General features: G+C 50.0%; 11 protein-coding genes. 10 read left to right on the top strand and 1 reads right to left on the bottom strand.

The window, feature by feature from the left end; genetic code table 11:
• Positions 1-51 precede the first annotated feature (51 nt).
• Both KIB08_RS04370 and KIB08_RS04365 read left to right on the top strand, forming a co-directional pair.
• Positions 52-984 (top strand): DUF4268 domain-containing protein, encoded by a 933-nt coding sequence (locus tag KIB08_RS04370; RefSeq protein WP_303990101.1) that lies wholly within the window; start codon positions 52-54, stop codon positions 982-984.
• A 179-nt stretch (positions 985-1,163) separates the two neighbouring features.
• Positions 1,164-2,450 carry a DUF2254 domain-containing protein gene (locus KIB08_RS04365; protein ID WP_303990098.1) on the top strand — a complete coding sequence of 429 codons (1,287 nt, stop codon included), beginning with the start codon at positions 1,164-1,166 and terminating at the stop codon, positions 2,448-2,450.
• Between the two features lie 160 nt (positions 2,451-2,610).
• On the opposite strand, the gene KIB08_RS04360 is transcribed toward KIB08_RS04365, so the two are convergent.
• Complete coding sequence (locus KIB08_RS04360) at positions 2,611-3,015, bottom strand: TM2 domain-containing protein (protein ID WP_303990095.1); 405 nt, start codon at positions 3,013-3,015, stop codon at positions 2,611-2,613.
• A gap of 599 nt (positions 3,016-3,614) precedes the next feature.
• Here KIB08_RS04360 and KIB08_RS04355 point away from each other — a divergent pair.
• The 8 genes from KIB08_RS04355 to mfd all read left to right on the top strand — a co-directional run bounded on the left by KIB08_RS04355 (position 3,615) and on the right by mfd (position 21,452).
• Positions 3,615-7,142: an ESPR-type extended signal peptide-containing protein gene (locus KIB08_RS04355; RefSeq protein ID WP_303990092.1), complete on the top strand. Its 3,528-nt coding sequence runs from the start codon at positions 3,615-3,617 to the stop codon at positions 7,140-7,142.
• 575 nt (positions 7,143-7,717) lie between these two features.
• On the top strand, positions 7,718-12,361 hold the full coding sequence (locus KIB08_RS04350; RefSeq protein ID WP_303990089.1) for an ESPR-type extended signal peptide-containing protein: 4,644 nt from the start codon (positions 7,718-7,720) through the stop codon (positions 12,359-12,361).
• Positions 12,362-12,951: 590 nt separating this feature from the next.
• Positions 12,952-15,339: an ESPR-type extended signal peptide-containing protein gene (locus KIB08_RS04345; RefSeq protein WP_303990086.1), complete on the top strand. Its 2,388-nt coding sequence runs from the start codon at positions 12,952-12,954 to the stop codon at positions 15,337-15,339.
• Positions 15,340-15,870: 531 nt separating this feature from the next.
• A complete protein-coding gene (folE, locus tag KIB08_RS04340) occupies positions 15,871-16,461 on the top strand; it encodes a GTP cyclohydrolase I (protein ID WP_159822271.1) in 591 nt (196 codons plus the stop codon).
• Positions 16,427-17,278 carry a dihydropteroate synthase gene (folP, locus tag KIB08_RS04335; RefSeq protein ID WP_303990084.1) on the top strand — a complete coding sequence of 284 codons (852 nt, stop codon included), beginning with the start codon at positions 16,427-16,429 and terminating at the stop codon, positions 17,276-17,278. Before folE ends, folP begins: the two co-directional genes overlap by 35 nt.
• Positions 17,265-17,624 (top strand): dihydroneopterin aldolase, encoded by a 360-nt coding sequence (gene folB, locus KIB08_RS04330; protein ID WP_303990081.1) that lies wholly within the window; start codon positions 17,265-17,267, stop codon positions 17,622-17,624. Before folP ends, folB begins: the two co-directional genes overlap by 14 nt.
• Positions 17,621-18,103 (top strand): 2-amino-4-hydroxy-6-hydroxymethyldihydropteridine diphosphokinase, encoded by a 483-nt coding sequence (gene folK / locus KIB08_RS04325; protein ID WP_303990079.1) that lies wholly within the window; start codon positions 17,621-17,623, stop codon positions 18,101-18,103. The genes folB and folK overlap by 4 nt, the downstream gene beginning before the upstream one ends.
• 70 nt (positions 18,104-18,173) lie before the next feature.
• On the top strand, positions 18,174-21,452 hold the full coding sequence (gene mfd, locus KIB08_RS04320) for a transcription-repair coupling factor (RefSeq protein WP_303990076.1): 3,279 nt from the start codon (positions 18,174-18,176) through the stop codon (positions 21,450-21,452).
• The last annotated feature ends 2 nt before the right edge of the window (positions 21,453-21,454 follow it).

Raw genomic sequence — 21,454 nt, 5'->3', positions numbered from 1 at the left:
GCAAATACTATACATAAAGTTTAATAATTCGTACACTTGGAAAAAAGGACCGTGAACAAATTGAAACTGGGAAAATTGGAAGAAGTCGATATCCGGGAACTGTGGAGGCACGAGCAATACGATTTCTCGGGATGGCTCGCCAAAGAAGAAAATATGGAAATGCTGAGCAATGAGATCGGTTTGACATTGACCGATGTAAATCAAGAGGTCTTTGTCGGCGCGTATCGTTGCGATTTAGTGGCGAAAGATGAGACCACCGGGATTACAGTGGTCATTGAAAATCAGTTGGAGGCCACCAATCACGATCATCTGGGTAAAATCATCACCTACGCTTCCGGATTGGACGCCGATGTCGTGATTTGGATCGTCAAAGAGGCGCGAGAAGAACACAGAAGCGCGATCGAATGGCTGAACAATAAGATGACGAAAGGCGTTTCCTTTTTCCTGATGGAAATTCACGCGTTCAGAATCGGCGACTCTTTGCCGGCCCCTCAATTTGTCATTATCGAAAAGCCGAATGATTTTGTTAAAACGGCGAGTGTGAGCAGAGACAACGGCGAGTTAAGCAAGGCGCAATCGGAACGATTTAACTTTTGGACCCAATTTAATGAAATGGTGGCGGCAAGGAATAAACCGTTTAATATACGAAAAGCGACGACGGATCATTGGTACAATGTCGCGTTGGGTACAAGCGATGCGCATATATCCGTTACGTTGGTCAATAAAAGCAACTGTATCGGGATCGAAGTTCGTATCAAGGATAATAAGGAACTTTTCAACAGATTGCACGCGGAGTCCGAGGCCATCGAAAATGAACTTGGCTTCGCTATGGATTGGCAACGATTGGACGATAAAAAAGCGTCAAGAATTATTTATTATATCGGCGGCTTGGACTTCGATAATCATGAAAACTATGCCGTGTTGATTAATGAAGTGATCGACCGAGTGATCGATATCAGAAACGTTTTCAGAAGTCGTTTATAGCGGCACCGGGATTGAAAGCCGAGCTGTTGCGCCGAGATGTTGACCTCAAATAAAAAAGGCCGTGAATGCATTCACGGCCTTTTCGTATTCCGCTATTAATCGTAAGGAGATCGGGATAAAATGTAAGCAGATATGATAAGATAATGATGATAAAAAATGCTTTAATGCAGGAGGAAAATATGGTATCTGAAATCAGGATGTGGTTTTTTAATCAAAAAAACCTTTTAAAGATGTCAAAGTTTATCATTTGGACGTTATTACTTCTTTTAATCACTTGGTTTTTTGATCTCAGATATCCTTTCATGAAATCCTATATCCCGAGGTCGTTACTGCTGTCGGTGGAAGTGTCTGTTGATTTTCTTTCGAACATCTCGGGTGTATTTTTAACCATCAGCATTTTTTGTTTTACCATTATTGTTACTGTGCTCAACAAATACAGCAGCAGCATATCGCCGCGGATGCTGCAAGCGTTTATCGACAGAACGGGAGTGATCGGTTTATACGGTGTATTTGTCAGCGGCTTCTTTTATTCCGCGATCAGTATTTTGCTTTTACAAGGTCTCGGACCGGATCAACGTGTCGTTGCCGGAAGTTTCGGGATCGCGTATCTCATCATTGCAATGATGGGGTTTATCACGTTTTCCAAACAGGTTATCGATAACATTAAAATTTCAAATATTATCGAAGCGGTCTATGCTGACTGTGACAAGCTTATTGACGAACAGGTAGAACTCAGAAAAAAGGCGGAACATTATAAAGAAGATGAACAAGCAACCGAGATCCCTATCGTAGCAGGGAGTTCGGGGTATCTGTTCAAAATAAATGAGGATGATATTTTAAAAGAGCTTAAAGGGATCAAAGCGGAGCTGGTCATCGATAAGAGAATTAGTGAATACGCAGCCGAAGGCGAATCCTTGGGCGATTTAAAAATTTTTCAAGGGGAATTAAATACTGAAAAAACGGAAGAGCTGAAAGAAAAAATCAGTGCATTGTTTTTAATAAACATGTACAACAATGAAGAAGAAGACTATCATCAGGGCATTGTCAAACTTACCGAAATTGCGAACATGGCGTTGAGCCCCGGGATAAATGATCCCAATACCGCGATTACATGTATCAATAAAATGTCATCGTTGCTGGGGAAGCTCTTGGCCACAGATAATCAATTTATAGTTCTCAAAGAAGGTGAAGATACCAAAATAATCTACCAAAGTTATTCTGTCGAAGATGAGTTATACCTTGCATTCAGCCAGATTATTTCCTACTCCGGTGGAGATCCGATGGTGACCAAGGCGATTTTACAGGGCATTTATATCATTTATATGATGGCGGGGATGAGCGCTAAAAAAGATGTCAAGAAATTTTTTGATGCCTCGTATGAAATATTGACAGAAAACTTTAGCCACGAAGTGCATCTGAATAAGTTCAAAGCGATCAAACAGAAGCTTGAAGAACACGCAGCTTAGAAAAAAGGTTAATCAAAGAGGATGCGGATTATTCCGCGAAACAAAAAGACCGTGAACGCACATTCACGGTCTTTTTCGTGTTCCGTTATTGATCATTTGAAAAAGCTAAAGAAAAGAAAAACATGCACCTGAACCGTACCCATTAAATCGGTATGTCGGCTTATACATGGATCTGGCCGTTCGCATCTGCGGATGCGAAAGCGGCCCGCACGATGTCATACAGACAAAATATCAGTTCAATGCCCAATATAATAAAGCCGATTCCTAAGAACCATGTCAGGCTCCAGCCGATGATGCTGCAAAGAAGATAGCATATTCCAGCAAAAGCATGGCCCGCATAAAAACGATGCACTCCGATCGTACCGAAGAAAAAAGCTAACAGGATATACACTACCCGATTTACACCTTTGTTCACAGGGACTTCTTTGATGATCGTCGTCCTTTCGATGATGCGTTCCTCTACCGGTTCCGCCTGCGATTCGGTCTCCTTCGCGGTGGCATCATCCATTACTGAAGAATCAACTTCCTCGTTTACCTGTTCCGACTTTCGGTTGTTTTCATCCATAGTAGCACCCCTTTCTGGTAACGCTTTCCGTTTTTGTCGCGAATGCCGCGTGTATTTTTTGCAGAATCAACCATGGCATCTGACAAAACCATTTGTGATTAGAATACCATAAGTTTTAGATTTAGAAAACTGTTTTTATAAAGAATAAAACACAAGGAATCTGTTAAGAGGTTCTTTTTTTATTCTTTCGACTACAAAAACGGGCATCCGTTATCACAAAGGCGGATCCCTCAAATTCTGTCAGCGCTTAGAATGCATGCTCACGTACCAATGCGTTAAAATCATATATAACATGCGAAATTTATATAGAGATAGGGGGGGAATTAATCTGTAATCGACCTATAATATAGATAAGTATAATCGACCTATAATATAGATAAGTATTTGTATATAGAATCATAATTATGCGTTAAGATCGCAAAGAGGTTGCCGGAAATAGTCACAATTTCCAAGCAAACGCAAGTCTTTATGAAAGGAAGTGCTTACTCCAAGACGATAAAGTATGCAAGAAAGCATATCTGGAAGTCCTTCGGAAGGTTCATTTTCTATCGGACAAAATGGTGATTCGGAAAGAATTCAAAAAAGTATAGGAGACAAACATGAACAAAATCTACAAACTTGTGTGGAGTAAGGTAAAGGGCGCTTGGGTAGTGACATCTGAAATCGCGAAAGGCCACGGGAAAGCGGCCGCAAGTCGGCAAAGAAAATCCATCGCGGCCGTCATGGCGGTTCTTGCGTTGGGTTTCATCCCCGGCGTGGCATACGCGGCGATTGACGGAGTGACGACCTTCGTCGAACCGGGCAACCAGAATGTCCAAATCGGCAATGGCATTTCGTTACGGAATAATAACGGCAAAAACGGGGCGGTTGCGATTGGCGATCATGTGCAAATTGATGATTATGTCATGCAGGAAGGCAGCGTTGCCATAGGCAAGAACGCCTTTGTCGAAAATCTGTGGGGAAATCAGGAAAAACTTTTCAAATTTAATCAGGAAGATGTGACAAAGTTGGCGAGCAGCATCGCTATCGGGCAGAACGCGTATGCCCGGTCCGGAAGCACCATGATCGGCGACCATAAATACATAGGAAAATTGGGAGATACAGACGTCGACGGCTCCGATGTGCAAAAAGTGAAATCGAAAAACATCAACATTAATGCCACGACAATCGGCGCGAACAGCTATAATCAGGGCGCGTTTTCCTCCGTCCTCGGGACGTATTCGATTATTTCAGGGAAATACAATGGTAGCCGTTTCTCGCCCTATGGCATACAAAATATGGGAGCCAGTATTGTAGGCTCGCTCAACAGTATCGAATCTGACGGTTCATCAGACAAGTTATCCGGAATCGCCAACAGTGTGGTGGGCATTGCGAACAGAACGAATAACGCGAATGGCGCGCTGATTTTTGGCGCGGGGAATGAAATTGAAAATTCAATAGGTACACTTTCCGGGATTACGGGTGGCGGAGCTTCCGCCAAGGATTTGGCGGATAAACTCCGTAATACGGTAAAATCTTCCAATGGCGGTGGCGCCGTTCTTGCCATCGGCGGGGGAAATAAAGCGAATTATGCCAAGGCCTCCCAGCTGATGGGCGTCAATAATACGCTGACCGGCGCGGAAAATGCCGCAAGCGATTACAATCTTCTTAACGGTTTCAAAAATGTGGGCACAAACATCAGTCATGTATCTGTTATCGGCTCGGAAAACCAAGTCACCGATACGAAGAATGCGCTCGTTTTCGGTGATAAGAGAAAATTAACGAAAGCTAACGGCAGCGTCGTCCTCGGGGTTTCCGATACCGTTAAAGAAATCAAAGTAGAAGATGTCACAGTGATCGGACACAATGCCCTCGCGGAGGGGGCGAACGCTGTTGCGATCGGTCATGCCGCGAGCGCCGATTCGTTAAGCACCGTAGCGATCGGTGACGAAGCCAGAGTATCATCGAACGCGAACTTGTCCGGCGGCGTGGCGATCGGCAAAAAATCGAATGTCATCAATGGTAACGGAAAACAGGAAAAATATTTAGGCTTTGGCACGCTGAATGATCCGCAGCGGTCCGCGACAGGAGTGGCTATCGGCGCTTACTCTTTCGCCCGCACCGGCAGCATCCAGATCGGCGCGCATACCTACTTGGGCACGATGGGCGGAACCGATATTACGGATGGAACGAATGGGGAAGCCAACCACATCAACCAGACCACCGTGGGCACGAATACCTTTAATAAGGGTATTTTCGGCACGATGATCGGCGCTTACTCCATCAGCACCGGCAGCTTCACGGCGAAAGGCGGAATGAACAGCTTGCGTTATGGATCACAAAACTTCGGCTCCACCGTCGTCGGCTCTTTGAATACGATCCAGTCCAAAGGACATACGGGTTCGGCAGGCATTTCCAACAGCATTGTCGGTCTCGCTAACGTGACAGAAAATACGAACGGCACTTTGATTTTTGGCGCGGGAAATAAAGTGACCAACTCGATCAAGAGCATTTCCGGAGTTCCTAACGGCGTTACCAGCGGCGCGGCTACGCCGGACGAGTTAATTGAAAAACTCCGTCAAGGAACCATTGACAGCGAATCCGGCGGCTCGACCATGGTAGTCGGCGGCGGTAATACTGCGGACTACACCAGAGCGTCTCAGATTATGGGCGTCAATAATACCCTCACGGGAACTAAGGATAAGGTAAGCACCTATAACCTCGTGGACGGTTTCAAAAATAAAGCGGAAAATGTCACTCATGTCACCATGATCGGCTCGGACAATGAAGTGAAAAACACGACCGGCGCGGTTCTTCTCGGCGACAAGAGAAAACTGACGGCAGCCGACGGAAGCATCGTTCTCGGTTCGGCGGATGAAAACGCGGAAACGAACGTTAAGAACGCCACCGTCATCGGCCATAACGCCAACACCACCGTCGAAAGCGGCGTAGCTCTCGGCAGCGATTCCGTGGCGGATCGCGGCAAAGCGGATGCGGAAACCGTATATCTTCATGAAGATAAAGGTGTAAAAGCCACGGTAAAAGGCGAGTTGGCGGCCGTTTCGGTAGGAAATGAGGATGCGACTCGTCAGATCACGGGCGTCGCCGCGGGTACGAAAGACACCGACGCGGTCAACGTCGCGCAATTAAAAGCGGCCGCAAAGAATATTACTGACAGCTTCGACGATACGACGTTGAAAGCGGATACCAACGCGCTATCCCTCAACGGGAGCACGTTGAAACTTTCCGTGAAAGATACGAAAGACAATGAAGTCACCGGCAGCGTGGACCTGAAAGATCTTAAGGGCGCAGTGAATACCGATACCATCTACACGCTGGAAGGCAAAGAAAATGACAACAACACGACCACGATTTTCCTTACGGACAGCAATGATAAAAAACAGCAAGTAACCGTCGCGACCAAAGACACGCGAAACACCATCGTGGACAGTGACACCGTAACCGTAGAAGCTAAAGCGCAAGAAGACGGCAGCAACGAATACAAGCTGAACGTCAAGACGGACGGTAAGGTCGAGAAAGACAATAAAGGCATCGTCACGGGCGGCACCGTTTACAACGAAACAAGAATTGAAAAAGACGGTAACTACATCAAAGCCGAAAACACGGCAAGTCAGAACCTGACCGTCTTGGACAAGCAGGTCGACGCCAATACGACCAACATCACCAAGTTGGAAAATAACATTTACGACATGGGCGGTCGTATCGGAGAACTGGGCAACCGTGTCGACCGCGTCGGCGCGGGCGCGGCTGCGCTTGCCGCCCTCCATCCGCTCGACTTTGATCGTGATGACAAATGGGACTTCGCGGCCGGCTACGGCAATTACAGCGGCGCGAACGCCGTCGCCATCGGCGCGTACTACCGTCCGAATGAAGACACCATGTTCAGCGTCGGCGGCTCCTTCGGCGGCGGTGAAAACATGGTGAACGCGGGCGTTTCCGTCAAACTCGGACAGGGCAACAATGTATCGACTTCCAGAGTTGTTATGGCGAACGAAATCCAAGAGCTGAAAACAGCGAACGCGCAGATGCAGGACGAAAACAGAGAAATCAAGAATGAAAACAAAGAGATGAGGAACGAAATCGAAATTTTGAAACAACAGATGCAAAAACTCATGGCAGGGAAATAACGAACAGTGACGAAAAGATTCCTCGCCCAACGGAAAAGGGTCGCGGTGCTTAGCCACGGCCCTTTTTGCATAGGGAAATTTGTGTTTTTAAGGCGTATTGACGCAACAACGAAAGGCTCTTTCGCTTGTTGGGAAAAGCGTTGGAAACTGATGGAAAGCGCACGTGAGCGGAAGTGGAAGAAAAAATCATGCGTCAGTACGAGATTTTACCGTTGCGCGCGGATACGTACCTTTGGTTTCGCGAGTTTAATCGACACCCCACATTCATGGACCGTTTATCCTAAAGCAGAAATAAATTATATTTTCTCCATTTTTGTAAAAGCAATGAACTTTTGCTATTCAAAAATTCTTTCTCGTAAAGATATCTTGTTTACCGGTGTGGCATGCTTTAATTATTACATTTCCATAATAAAACATATGCATGCGTGGTTGCATAGGTCCGTTTACTATGCTGAAGCATGGAATATATTTGATTTGGAAGTCAATATGCTTTATAATAAACACAATTATAAAGACATTGTGTATAACTTATTAATTGGTTATTCAGGAGAGAGTCGTTTGTTTTGGAGGGTATCGTGAATAAAATTTACAAGTTGATTTGGAGCAAAGTCAAAAATTGCTGGGTTGTCACTTCAGAGTTAGCGAGCTCGCATGCTAAAAGCGCTTCATGCTGGGCCAAAGGCAGCGTGTTTGCGGCATCCGTGCTGGCGGTTCTTTTGGGGAACGTGCTTTTTCCGGTGGGGACGGTTTATGCCGCGGATCCCACGGACGATGGAAAAACGCACTATGTTACCGTAGCCGTGGATACGAGCAAGAGGATAGAAGCAGTGGATTTTCAGAGAGGTCACTTTCTAACATCCTTCGTTGATTTAAAATCGAACTATAATCCTCCTACAAACCCCGCCGCTAACTTCATCAATATCGGCGCAGAAGCAAAAGGATCCGCGAATGGCGCTATCGGTATAGGATTCAAGACAACGGCGTTGGCAGAATATTCGACCGTTCTCGGGACCGGGTCGCGAGCTCATTCAAAAGGGGATCTTGTCCTCGGTTGGAAGGCATTTGCAGGCCCTAATGGACCGAATAAAATTGCTATCGGTACGGAAGCTGCTTCTGTGGGGGAAAACAATGTCGCTATTGGTTACAGGAGTACGGCTTTACAGAAGAATGCTATCGCTATCGGCAATGCAGCAGAGACAGCGGGTTATTTCGGCGAGAATTCCATTGCAGTCGGAAACCAAGCAAAGGTCTACACAAATAAGAGCGTTGCTATCGGTTCTGGTGTCACTGTAGGAACATCAGATCCAATGACACAATTTAACGGGGAAGGCAATATGGTTGCCATTGGTAGCGACTCTCACGCTTATGATACGGACAGCATTGTCATCGGTGGAAACAGTGAAGTGCATGAAAACGCTGCCGTCATCGGTAATTATTCGAAAGCCGGCATGCAATCGGTTGCTTTGGGGAGCCGTATTGAAGCAGGTGAGGGATCGGTCGCTATTGGGGTGGGCAGCAAAGCGCACAATTACGCGGTTGCCATGGGTATGGATTCTGATGTACCCGGTGAAAACTCCATCGGCATCGGCAGAGAAGCACGAACTCCTTTTGCGGAGGCGATATCCCTCGGCTATCAGGCGCGTGCAGAAGCGAAAGAATCTATTGCTATCGGCAACAAGGCCTTTGTTGCCGGAGAAAAAATTACAGAAGAAGCTTATGAGAAATTATCTGACGCGGAGAAAGAGAATTATACAAAAGCCGGTAACGAATATTTCAAAAACAATGGCGACTCCTATAGTAGCACTGCTGTAGGACCGCAAGCCAAAGTATACGGCAAAAACGCGACGGCATTGGGCAGCGCCTCGGTGGGAGACGGTAATACGGTCTCTGACGGCGGTACGGCAGTCGGAAGTCAAGCCAGCGCGTTTTATACTAACGCCACGGCTCTCGGATTTCATTCGGTAGCTTATGCGAAAGACGCGGTCACTCTCGGCGCGAATACCAGCGCAGATATAGAAGGTGGTGTGGCCTTGGGGAGTGAATCCCATGTAGGCACTTCGGGATCTTTGAGTTACGGTAAAGCGGGCAAAGTCGGTTATGACCCGATGGGAGCCGGTGCGAAGGAAACCTCCACATGGAAATCCACAAGAGCGGCCGTTTCTGTTGGAGATGGGGAAAAGAATATTACTAGACAGATTATCAATGTTGCAGCAGGGACGGAGAATACCGACGCGGTGAACGTAGCCCAGCTAAAAGCATTGAATACCAAAATAGACAAAGGCGCGATTCATTATTTTTCCGTCAACTCGGATGACAGCGCAAATCCTGACGGAACGAACTGGAATAACGACGGCGCGACGGGTAAAAACGCCGTTGCGATCGGAAAAAATGCGGTCTCAACAGGTAAAGGATCTGTCGCTATTGGGAATGGTGCAAAAGTCGATAATGGTAAGCAGGATGGACTTGCTATTGGAAACGGAGCCGAGTCTTCCAATGGAAGTATTGTTATCGGGGGAGGGGCCACAGACTATATTGCCGATTTGAATGAGGCCGGTTTTGGTATATATATCGGCTTGGACGCAAAAAGTCTCGGCGGCACCAATCAGACCGTACTAGGTAATTACGGACAGGCCAACGGTGAAAATGCCACTGCCATTGGGTCTAATGCAAATGCTCTTGGCATAGATTCTTTGGCGGTCGGGGCAGGAGCAGAAGCGATGGAAACGGATACCGCGGCTTTTGGTGCGTACAGCAGTGCAAAAAATGAATACTCCACCGCTCTTGGTGCTTATGCACATGCATTTAATAAAGGACTAACGACCATTGGATATATGTCATCAGGAAACGCAGAGGATGGAGTCGCTCTTGGTTCTTACTCTGTAGCGAATGTTGACAAGGGGATTTCTGGTTATTTAGCGGACGGTAAAACTACAGAAACGTGGCAATCTACTTTGGGAGCAGTATCTGTAGGTGGGCACCGCGAAGGTAGTAAATTCAAACAAACCCGCCAAATTATCAATCTTGCTGCCGGTACGGAAGATACTGATGCAGTCAATGTGGCTCAGCTCAAAGTAGTAAATGCCAAAGCGGATAAGAACGCGACCGACATTACCGACTTGAAGAAGATGGTCAACACCAGCGGCAAAGCGACTAAAGTCATGGTAGACGGAAAAGAAAACAGCACCGATGGCAATCTGAAAATCACGAAAACAGACACCGACGGACAGCTGACTTATGACCTCTCCCTGAATGACGAAATCACCATTGGCAAAGCCGGAGAAGACGGCAAAGACGGAAAAATCGGCCTTACCGGTAAAGACGGGACGAGCGCTGCAATCCGCGTAGGGCAAGGAAAAGCCGGTGCAGATGGCAAAGACGGTGAAACCACTACCCGTATCATCTACAAAGACAAAGACGGCAACGACCATGAAGTGGCCACCTTGGACGACGGCCTGAAATTCAAAGGAGACAACGACACCGTCGTGACCCGCAAGCTGAATCAGCAACTGAACATTACAGGTGGTGCGAAAGCAGAAGACCTCTCTGATGACAATATCGGCGTGGAAGGAACAGCCGGCGATAACGGCGGCATGACGGTCAAACTGTCCAAGAAACTCAAAGGTCTCACCAGCGCGGAATTTAAAGACGGAGATAACGTCACCAACATCACCGGCGGAAACGTAACCATTACAAGAAAAGAAGGAAATGTCGACCTTTGGGAACTCAATAAAACCGTCAATAACATCACCGCAGGAACAACGGACGTCAGCAGCTGGAAACTTCAAGCCAACGGTAAAGATGAACGAATCATCAAGAAAGACAGCGTCGTCAACTTCAAAAACGGAGAAAATACAAAAGTCACCGTCAAAGGAAATGATGTCACGGTCGACCTGAATGACGCTACTAAGAAACAGATCAACGACAATACAACGAATATTGAGAACATTGATGGCAGAGTGACCAAGATTGAAAACAGTATCGACCAAAAAATAGAAGGTGCTAAGGTCACGGTCGAGGGAGATAAGGACACCGGCGTCAAAGTTGAAAATACGGCAGAAGACGGCAAGCCGGTTAATTACAAGGTAAGCCTTGATGACAAAGTCAAAGTAGGCAAAGTAAGCATTGACGGGACAGGTGACAAGGGTGAAATCACCGGACTGACGAATACAACGATTGATGCTGATGACTTTGCCACAAAAGGTAGAGCAGCTACCGAAGAGCAGCTGAAAAAAGCCATGGCGGCTACACAGGAAGCGAGCCGCACGATGGTCAAAGCCGGAGATAATATCACAGTTACACCGGCTACGGAAGGCGCATCGGAGTATACGGTTTCTCTCAAGAAAGATATTTCCGTAGACAGCGTCACGGCCAATGAATATAAAGTCGGCGATAAAACCTACATCAATGACAAAGGCATTAACGCTAACAGCAAGAAGATCACGAACGTGGCTGACGGTAAAGCGGACAATGACGCGGTCAACGTCAAACAACTTAATGTCGTCAGAGACGGCGTGGCAATGAACAGTCAGAACATCTCCGTTCTCGGAGGCAAAGTGAGTGAACTGGACGGCCGTATCGATAGAGTTGGCGCGGGTGCGGCTGCGCTTGCCGCTCTCCATCCGCTGGACTTTGATCCGGATAACAAATGGGACTTCGCGGCCGGCTACGGTAATTACAGCGGCGCGAACGCCGTCGCTATCGGCGCGTACTATCGTCCGAATGAAGACACCATGTTCAGCGTCGGCGGTTCGTTCGGCGGCGGAGAAAACATGGTGAACGCGGGCGTTTCCGTCAAACTCGGTCAGGGCAACAACGTCACGACCTCCAAAATCGCCATGGCGAAAGAGATCAAAGATCTCCGCGCCGAAGTCGAAGTATTGCGACAGGCGATCGTTGGCGTCGGTCAGGGACAGGAACTCAATCCGATGAAGATGAAACTCTTCCCGGACATCGAGAAAAACCACTGGGCTTATGAAGCGGTCGAAGAACTCGCGAAACAGGGATTGCTGGAAGGTTATCCGGACGGCACCTTCGGCGGCGATCGCATGATGACCCGCTATGAATTCGCGGCGCTTGTTTACAGAGCCATGCAAAAAGGCCTCAATGTAAACGAAAAACTGATTCAGGAATTTGAGCCGGAATTGGAACGTTTCCGTATCGACATCATTTCCCAAGACAAAGACGGAAATCCGGTCATCGAACGAGTCCGCGTCAATTAGCAGAAAGCCAACTGAAACTTCATAAAACGGCACGACCGATGAACTAAGAAAAAGCCGAGGCGCTAAGCCTCGGCTTTTTTCATGCGTTATATTGGAACATAAACCGCAACAAATCTTGCTGATGTCTCTCAGATGAAAGAAATCACTCACGGCAAAAATTACGTCTTTTCGCGTCGGAAACGGCAGCGCGACGGAACGAGCAAGCATGAGCGAAACATAAAGATTTGATGAAAAAGGAGAAAATAATCAAAAAAAATATAAGCGCGCGTGTCAAAAAAGTAAACTAGAGCAAGCGCGCGAAAATGAAATTACATCGCAAAACGGATGAAAACCGTGGAAACAGGAGGAATAGTCAAGAACGAACATGTAACAATTAAAAAGCCCCGTGAATGAAATAATTTACATGGAAACAAAGAAATAGAACGACTAAACGACAAGCAAATCCATGTAACTTGGCGAAAAAATTAGTCGGTGACAGAACTTTATTTAATTATAAATTGTGTTAAAATGAAGCGAAGCAACATTAATAGAAACAGTAAAGTATTTTGTTTTGATGGGGTATTTCGGTGTTAAGGAAAGGGAGAGTATGTATGAACAAGATTTACAAACTGGTTTGGAGCAAAGTAAGGAACACCTGGGTGGTGGCTTCTGAAATTGCCAAGGGACACGGGAAAAGCTCTTCGCCGGAGGGAAACGGAAAACTTCTGAAATCTTTAGTTCTCATGGCACTTCTCGGGTGCTTCGTGACAGCAGGTACGTCACCTGTTGCTGCGGAACTGACCTCGGACCAGAAGGCTGTCTATGATGCTGTCCTGCAAAAACTGGAAACAGAAAAGAAAATAGTACACTATTTCTCGGTGAACAGTGGTGAACCTGCAAAACCTGCCGGGACCAACTGGAATAATGACGGAGCGACAGGACAAGATGCGATCGCGATTGGTAAAAATGCCGTATCAGAAGGACAAGATACGATCGCGATTGGTAAAAATGCCGTATCAGAAAGACAAGGATCTACTGCCATAGGAAGTCAAGCGGAAGCATACCAGGACTATTCCACGGCTATAGGAAGTACAGCACTAGCAGGTGGGCACCATGCCACGGTATTAGGATATGGAGCACAAACACACTCGAACCGTTCCACGGCTATAGGAAGTACAGCAATAGCAGGTGGGCACTATTCCACGGCATTAGGATATGGAGCACAAGCAGACTGGACCTATTCCACGGCATTAGGAAGTAATGCAGAAGCACAAGGGATATATTCCACGGCATTAGGAGGTATAGCCAAAGCACAAGGGCACTATTCCACGGCATTAGGATATTTAGCACAAGCAGCAGCAAATAACAGTGTGGCAATTGGTAGAAGGTCAAAAGCCCTGGTAAATGGAAGCGTCGCTTTAGGCGCAGGCGCTGTGGCGGATACGAAAGCAGGCGCAGTCGGTTACATCGCGACAGGGGGCAGTGCGACCTTTGAAGAAGCTTTAGCAACGCTGGATAAAAAAGAAGACTACGATAAGTGGACAGCTACGATTAACGCATCAAAAGCGGAATATGATAACTTAACGAAGGCGTTTAAAGATGCTCCTAAAGGTAAAAAAGAGGAAGCGAAGCAAGCTCTTGAGAAATGGAAAACTGAACATACGGACTTCGTAGAAGCTTTGACGGCGAAGGAGAAACTCGAAGCGACATGGAAAGCAACCGAAGCGGCAGTCAGTGTAGGCGCGGACAGAGTAAATAAGGCAGGAAACAGAATTATCAAGAGCCGCCAGATTACCAATGTAGCCGCAGGTACAAAAGACACCGATGCGGTAAACGTGGCGCAGCTGAAGAGTCTTGCCACGGCGCCGATGAATTTCTACTTCGGCGGTTCTAAGGATAAGAACAATACCTACACGCCGGGGAAGACAAACTGGAGCATGCCGCTCAATGAATTCCGTATGGATTTCGGCGACGGTCTGAAAGCGGAACAAGTGACCGACCAAGACGGCAAGAAATACACTCTCGTCACGCTCAATAAAGACAGCTTGAAAGGTGACCCTGATTTCAAAGGCGACAAAGGTGAAAAAGGACCGCAAGGACCTAAGGGTGAAGACGGTGCAGTAGGACCGCAAGGACCTGACGGCAAGTCGGCTTATGAAGTTTGGAAAAATCACACCGAAGATGACGGCAGTCAACCGAACAAGGACAAATCGGAAAAAGACTTCCTTGATTCCTTGAAAGGTAAAGGCGGTACGGACTTTACGGTGACGGCGGACGGCCCGAAAGCGGACTCTAAGTTCAAAGTGGAAGCGGATCATGCACAACTGAACATCGTCGGTGACAAGACGAATATCACCACGTCGATTGAAAAAGACAACACCGTAAAAGTGGCGTTGAACAAAGACATCAAGGTTGACTCCGTGGAAGTCGGCAGCAAAGACGGCAAGCCGGGCGTGAAGATTGACGGCGACGGCATCAACATGAACGGCAAAAAGATTGAAAACCTGGCACCGGGTACGGCGGCCAATGACGCGGCGACAGTCGGTCAGGTCAATGAAGTGCGGGATGAAAGCCGCGAAGGTGATGCGATGAACGCGGCGCTGGCAGCGCTCAAACCGCTCGACTTCGACCCGTACAATCGCAGTCAGGTCATGGCCGGTGTATCGACCTACAAAGGCAAACAGGCGGTCGCAGTCGGCTTGGCGCACTACTCGAACGAAGACACGCTCGTACATGCGGGTATCGCTTACGGCGGCAGTTCGGATCTGATGGCGAACGCGGGCATCAGCTGGCGCTTCGGCAACAAGGACGATCGCGACGCGCGGGCGAAACGCGCGGAACGTTTGCCGCAGTATGCGGATGGTCCGATCAGCTCCGTTTATGTGATGCAGGATGAAATGGCGGCATTGCGAGCGGAAAATCAATCGCTGAAGGAAGAAAATCAGGAAATCAAGCGGCAGGTGGAAATGCTCATGAAGCATGCCGGCTTGAATGCCTAAACGATCAGCGATACAGGCAGCAAAATAAAGAATCATCACCGGAAGAGTCATTCTTTCGAAACAGAAAAAGGTCACGGCATACGCCGTGACCTTTTTCGCATGGGAAAAACCTATCGGCCCGCGACGTATTGACGGGGGATCGGTCGGCAACGCGTGTGAAAAAGGTGAATGACGTCGGAAAACGGATAGCATGAAAATAAAAAAGAAAACATGATGACGATGCATCGTATCTATTTGCTTTCGTCTGTCAGCGGTCGTGTCCGAAGCAATCAATACGAGTGGAAATCGATAAAACAAAAATAAAAGCGACAAAAACAGCATTTTGATTTACATGCGATTAAAAAGCAAGGCGGAAGAGGCGGATCGTTATGGAGTTTATTTTATTGAAAGATTTTTCGCATAGGGCAAAATCCTCGCGGTATCGAAGAAAGAACGAGTGGAATTGCTTTTCCATGCTCAAAAGTACCCGCACGCGCGCGCTAACGTGTATAATAAATGGAAAGTGATTAAATCAGATGACGGAGGCAAGGGATGAATGAAAAGGCGGCGCGAGCGTATCGCGCGTTTTTGGAAGCGTACGGGTTGGATCTGCAAGCGCTCGGAATGGAAAAAACGCCGGCGCGGGTAGCGGAACTGTATGAGGTGTTGTTATCCGGTGTCGGGCGAGGAACCAAAGAGATTTGGGGCGAAGTTTTCGCGTCGGACTACCACGGACTTTTGACGGTGACGGGTTTGCGTTTTCATTCGCTTTGCGAGCATCATATGCTGCCGTTTTTCGGAACGGCGGATATTATTTACGACCCGCGCGACGGTATGGTGGCGGGCCTTTCCAAAATGGAAAAATTGGTGCAGATGTTGTCGCGTCGTCCGCAGTTGCAGGAACGGTTGACGGAAGAAATCGCCCGCGCGGTGATGGACGATCTGCGCGCGCGGGGCGTATTTGTCCGCGTTAGCGCGGCGCATTTATGCATGACGATGAAGGGCGACAGTTCGCCCGATACGAAGATTACCACCGTGCGCGGCTTGGGCACATTGGCGCCGGGCGGTCAGAATGAAGCGCGCGTTTTAGCGCTTTTGGGAGGAATAGATGGCGGAACAACGGACGTATGTACTGAAGAATAATCGCAGCTGGACGCTCGGCGACGCGACACAGGTAATGGGTATCTTGAATTTGACGCCGGATTCATTTTCCGACGGCGGACAATGGTTCGACGTGGAGCGGGCGTTGGCGCATGTGACGGAAATGGAAGAAGCGGGCGCGGATCTGATCGACATCGGCGGCGAATCATCGCACCCGGGTTTCGTGCCGGTAGGCGCGGACGAAGAGATCGCGCGTTTGGAGCCGCTTCTCGCGCCGGTATTGGCGCGCGCGACGGTGCCGACGTCGATTGACACGTTCAAGGCGAAAACGGCGGATTGGGGGCTGCGTCAAGGCGTGGATATGATCAATGATATTTGGGGACTGCAGTATGATCCGGAAATGGCGGCGGTGGCGGCGTACCACCAATGTCCGGTGATCGTGATGCATAACCAAGACGGCACGGATTATGAAGGCGATATTCTGGACGCGATGACGGAATTTTTTGAACATTCGCTGAGCCTCGCGCAAAACGCGGGCGTGAAAGAAAAAAATATTATTCTCGATCCGGGCATCGGCTTCGGTAAGACGGCGCTTCAAAATATGGAAGTGCTGCGCCGTTTACCGGAACTGATTGAACGGCTGCCGTATCCGTGGCTGTTGGGCACGAGCCGCAAGGGTTTCATCGGTCAGGCGCTGGATTTGCCGGTGACGGAACGAATGGAAGGCACGGCGGCGACCTGCCTTTACGGACAAATGGCGGGGTGCAAGATTTTGCGCGTGCATGATGTGGCACCGATCGTGCGCATGACGAAGATGATGGACATGATTATAGGGAAGCGACCGTATGGATCAAATTGAAATGAAAGGCATCGCGGCATTCGGCTACCACGGCGTGTTGCCGCAGGAACGGGAACTCGGCCAGCGTTTTTATGCCGATATTACGCTGGAAACGGATATGACGACGATCGGCCGGAGCGACGAGATCGCGGACGGCGTGAATTACGCGGAAGTGTATCAGACGGCGCAGAAGATTTTGACGGGAGCGCCGGTCAACACCTTGGAAGCGCTGGTGACGAATATCAACGCGGCGATTTTACGCGCGTATCCTTTGGTCAGCGCGGTCACGACGACGGTGTACAAGCCGTCCGCGCCGGTGCCGGGACCGCTGACGCATGTGGCGGTGACGCGGCGGGAGGAACGATGAGCCGCTACTATGTAGCATTCGGCTCCAATGTGGGTGATCGCCTGGCGTATTTGCGTGCGGCGTTGCGCGAACTGAAGGAAAGCGGCGCGACGGTATTGCGCGCTTCAGCGGTCTACGAGACGCCGCCATGGGGCAAGACGGATCAACCGGCGTTTTTGAACGCGGTGGCGTTGGTGGAGAGCGATCTTTCGCCGACGGATTTTTTGGCGCTTTTGCAGGCGATTGAAGCGGCTAACGAACGCACGCGCGATGTCCATTGGGGGCCGCGCACGTTGGATTTGGATATCATTTACGCCGAGGGCGTACAATGCGATTCGGCGTATTTGACTTTGCCGCATCCCTATTTTTGGGACCGCGCTTTTGTGCTGGTACCGCTGCGCGACGTGGCGGCGGAATTTACCTATCGGGGCGAAACGATCGCGCACCGTATCGCGGCGCTGCCCGACGCGGCGGCGATACGCGAAGTGGCGACCTTGTGATGTGGTATAATAAACTTAATTTAAATACCTCGGCTTCGCGCGGCGAAGCCCTTTTTGCGTGAGTGATACTATGAAATCCGGATTTTGGCAAAAAATAAAAAATTCCGCGCGCTTGCAGGAACTTTTGACTGTGTTTCAGACGCGCGGCGCGGAACTGATCCACGGCGGGAGCACGGCGCAGGAGGCGGCGCTGGTGGCGGCCGCCATGCAAGGCGGTTTGCGGCACGCGGTCATCCTCGTGGAAGACGCGGCGACGCGGCAGAAATGGGAAGATGACCTGCGCTTTTTCGCGCCCGAAATTCCCGTTTACGAATTTCCGTGGGTCGAACCCGCACCGCAGCACGTGGCGGCGCAAAGCACGGAGACGCGGGCCTTGCGCACGCGCGCGCTCGCGGCGCTCCGGACCGATGAGCCGGCCGCGGTCATCGCGACGGTTCGCGAGGCGAGCGCTAAAATCGCCGCGCCGTCAGATCTCGCCAAGCAAATGACGACGCTTTCCTTAGGCGACGCGCAGGACCGGGAGGCATGGTTCGCGCGTTTGGTGGCGCAAGGCTACACGCGTGAGGAGCAGGTGGAAAGTTGCGGCGAATTCGCGGTACGCGGCGATATTGTCGATATTTACGCGCCGAATTACGAGTATCCGCTGCGGTTGGAATTTTTCGGCGATGAAATTGACAGCATTCGCAGCTTTGATCCGGTGACGCAACGTTCCGTCAGTACCTACGAGACGGTGACGTTGGCGCCGTTTGCGCTGCCCGAAGGCGCGAGTAGTTTGCTGGCGTATTTGGCGGACGGGGCATTGATTTGCGATGAACCGAGCCGCACGGCGGAAGCGTTGCGCGCGCTGCGCAAAGAAGACTCGGAGAAAAGCAAGCGGCATTGGTCGTGGACGGAACTTTTACGCGACTCGCAAGCGCGCAGCACCGTTTTCTTCGCGCTGATTTCGTTGCGCGTGCCGGGCGCGGAGGTTCATGCGCGCTATCCGCTGGACGGTCGACCGGTGCCCACATTTCGTAACCAATGGCCGCATTTTGTGCAAACGGTGCAAAAATGGTCACGGCAAGGTTACGCGACGATCATTGCCGCGGCGGATGAAACGAAACGGGCGACACTGGAAACGAACCTGCGCGAGGCGGGCATTTTCCCGACGGACGAAGTGGCGGCGGGCATGGTCACGATCGTTGCGGAAAATGTCGATACCGGTTTTATGTGGCCGCAGGAAAAAGTGGTTGTGCTCGCCACCGCGGATATTTTCGGTACGCAGAAAAAACGGCGGCGCAGACACGTTCGTCACGGTAACGAGATCCGCTATTTCTCGGATCTGACGGAAGGCGACTACGTGGTGCACCAAGTGCACGGCATCGGTCGTTATACGGGTCTGGAAACGATTACGCTGAACGGCGCGAACCGCGATTATTTGCGGATCGAGTACGCGGGCGAGGATCGTCTGTTTTTGCCGGTTGAACGTATTCAGCAGCTGGAAAAATATATCGCGCCGGACGGAACGGTGCCGACACTGCACAAAATGGGCGGCGCGCAATGGACGAAAACAAAGGCCCGCGCGCAAAAATCGATTGATGATTTGGCGGATAAGTTGGTGGCGCTGTACGCCGAGCGTGAAGTGGAACCGGGTTTCGCGTTCCCGCCGGACACGCCCTGGCAGCGTGAATTTGAAGACGCGTTCATGTACGAAGAAACGCCCGATCAGTTGCAGGCCGCGGCCGAGATCAAAGCGTCAATGGAAAAGCCGCAGCCGATGGACCGACTGCTTTGCGGCGATGTCGGCTTCGGTAAGACGGAGGTCGCGATGCGCGCCGTTTTTAAGGCGGTTATGGCGAATAAACAGGTCGCCGTCTTGGTACCTACGACCGTTCTTTCGCAGCAGCATTATCGCACGTTTAGCGCGCGTTTGGGCCCGTTCGGCGTCAATGTGGCGGTATTGAATCGGTTCCGCAGCGCGGCGGAGAAAAAGGAAATTTTGCGCGGCGTCAAAAACGGCACGATTGATGTTTTAATCGGCACGCACGCGTTGTTGAATAAAGCGGTGCAATTCCGCGATTTGGGACTTTTGGTAGTCGATGAAGAGCAACGGTTCGGTGTGGCGCAAAAAGAAAAGTGGAAAGCGCGCAACACGATGGTTGATGTGCTCACGCTTTCGGCGACGCCGATCCCGCGTACGCTGCATATGTCGCTTGCCGGCGTGCGCGAGCTTTCGGTGATGTATACGGCGCCGGCGGATCGTCAGCCGGTGCAAACGTATGTGGTGGAAACATCGGACGCGATTTTGCGCGACGCGATTTTGGCGGAAGTGCAGCGCGGCGGGCAGGTCTATTTCGTGTACAATCGGATCGTGACAATTCGCGACATGGTGCGCAAGCTGGAAACGCTCGTCGGACCGTCGGTCACGTTTGATATCGCGCACGGCGCGATGTCCGGTGAAGAGCTGGAACGGGTCATGGCGGATTTTTACGCGGGCGATTTTGATGTGCTCGTCTGCACCAGTTTGATTGAAAACGGACTGGACCAGCCGAACGCCAATACCATTATCGTGTACGACGCGGATCGGCTCGGCCTTTCGCAGCTCTATCAGATGCGTGGGCGCGTAGGCCGTTCGGAGCGCAACGCGTTCGCGTATTTCCTGTACCGTCCGGATCAGATTATGAATGAGGCGGCGGAAAAACGTCTGTATGCGATTCGGGAATTCACCGAACTCGGCGCCGGATTTAAAATCGCGATGCGTGATTTGGAAATTCGCGGCGCGGGCAATTTGCTCGGCAGCGAACAGCACGGCAACATGGTCGGCGTCGGCTTCACAACGTATACGACGATGCTCGATGAGGCGATCGCCGCTCGACAGGGCGAACGCGCGCCGCACAAAACGGTGGCAGCGCCGCTCTTGGAACTGACCGCGGAAGCGTATATTCCGGATCGTTACATCGAGGATCCGGTGCAAAAACTCGAAATGTACCGGCGTTTGGCGGAAGTGGATACGGCGGTCGAAGTATCCGACTTGATCGACGAATTGGTGGACCGGTTCGGTACGCCGCCCGCGCCTGTGGAACAATTACTGCGCGTGGCGCAGTTGCGCGTGCTTGCGGCGAAAGCCGGCATCGGCAGTATTCGAGAGTTGCAAAACACGGTGGAGATCACGTGGAACCGACCGGAAGCGATGGCGACTTGGGACGTTGCCAAAGTGCCCGCGAAAGTGATGAAAAGTTTACGCTTTTTGCCAGGCGAGGTGCCGCGTGCTACAATAAATAAGTTACAGTGGAGTCATTCCGCGGTGGATTTTCTGCCGGAAATATTAGCGGCTTTTTTACAGGAAGATATTGCGCAAAGCAAGGAGTAATG

It is taken from the genome of Negativicoccus succinicivorans, from assembly GCF_018372215.1.
In the GTDB taxonomy this organism is placed as follows: domain Bacteria; phylum Bacillota; class Negativicutes; order Veillonellales; family Negativicoccaceae; genus Negativicoccus.
Note: the sequence above shows the minus strand (reverse complement) of the source record. Positions and strands in the feature narration are given on the sequence as shown.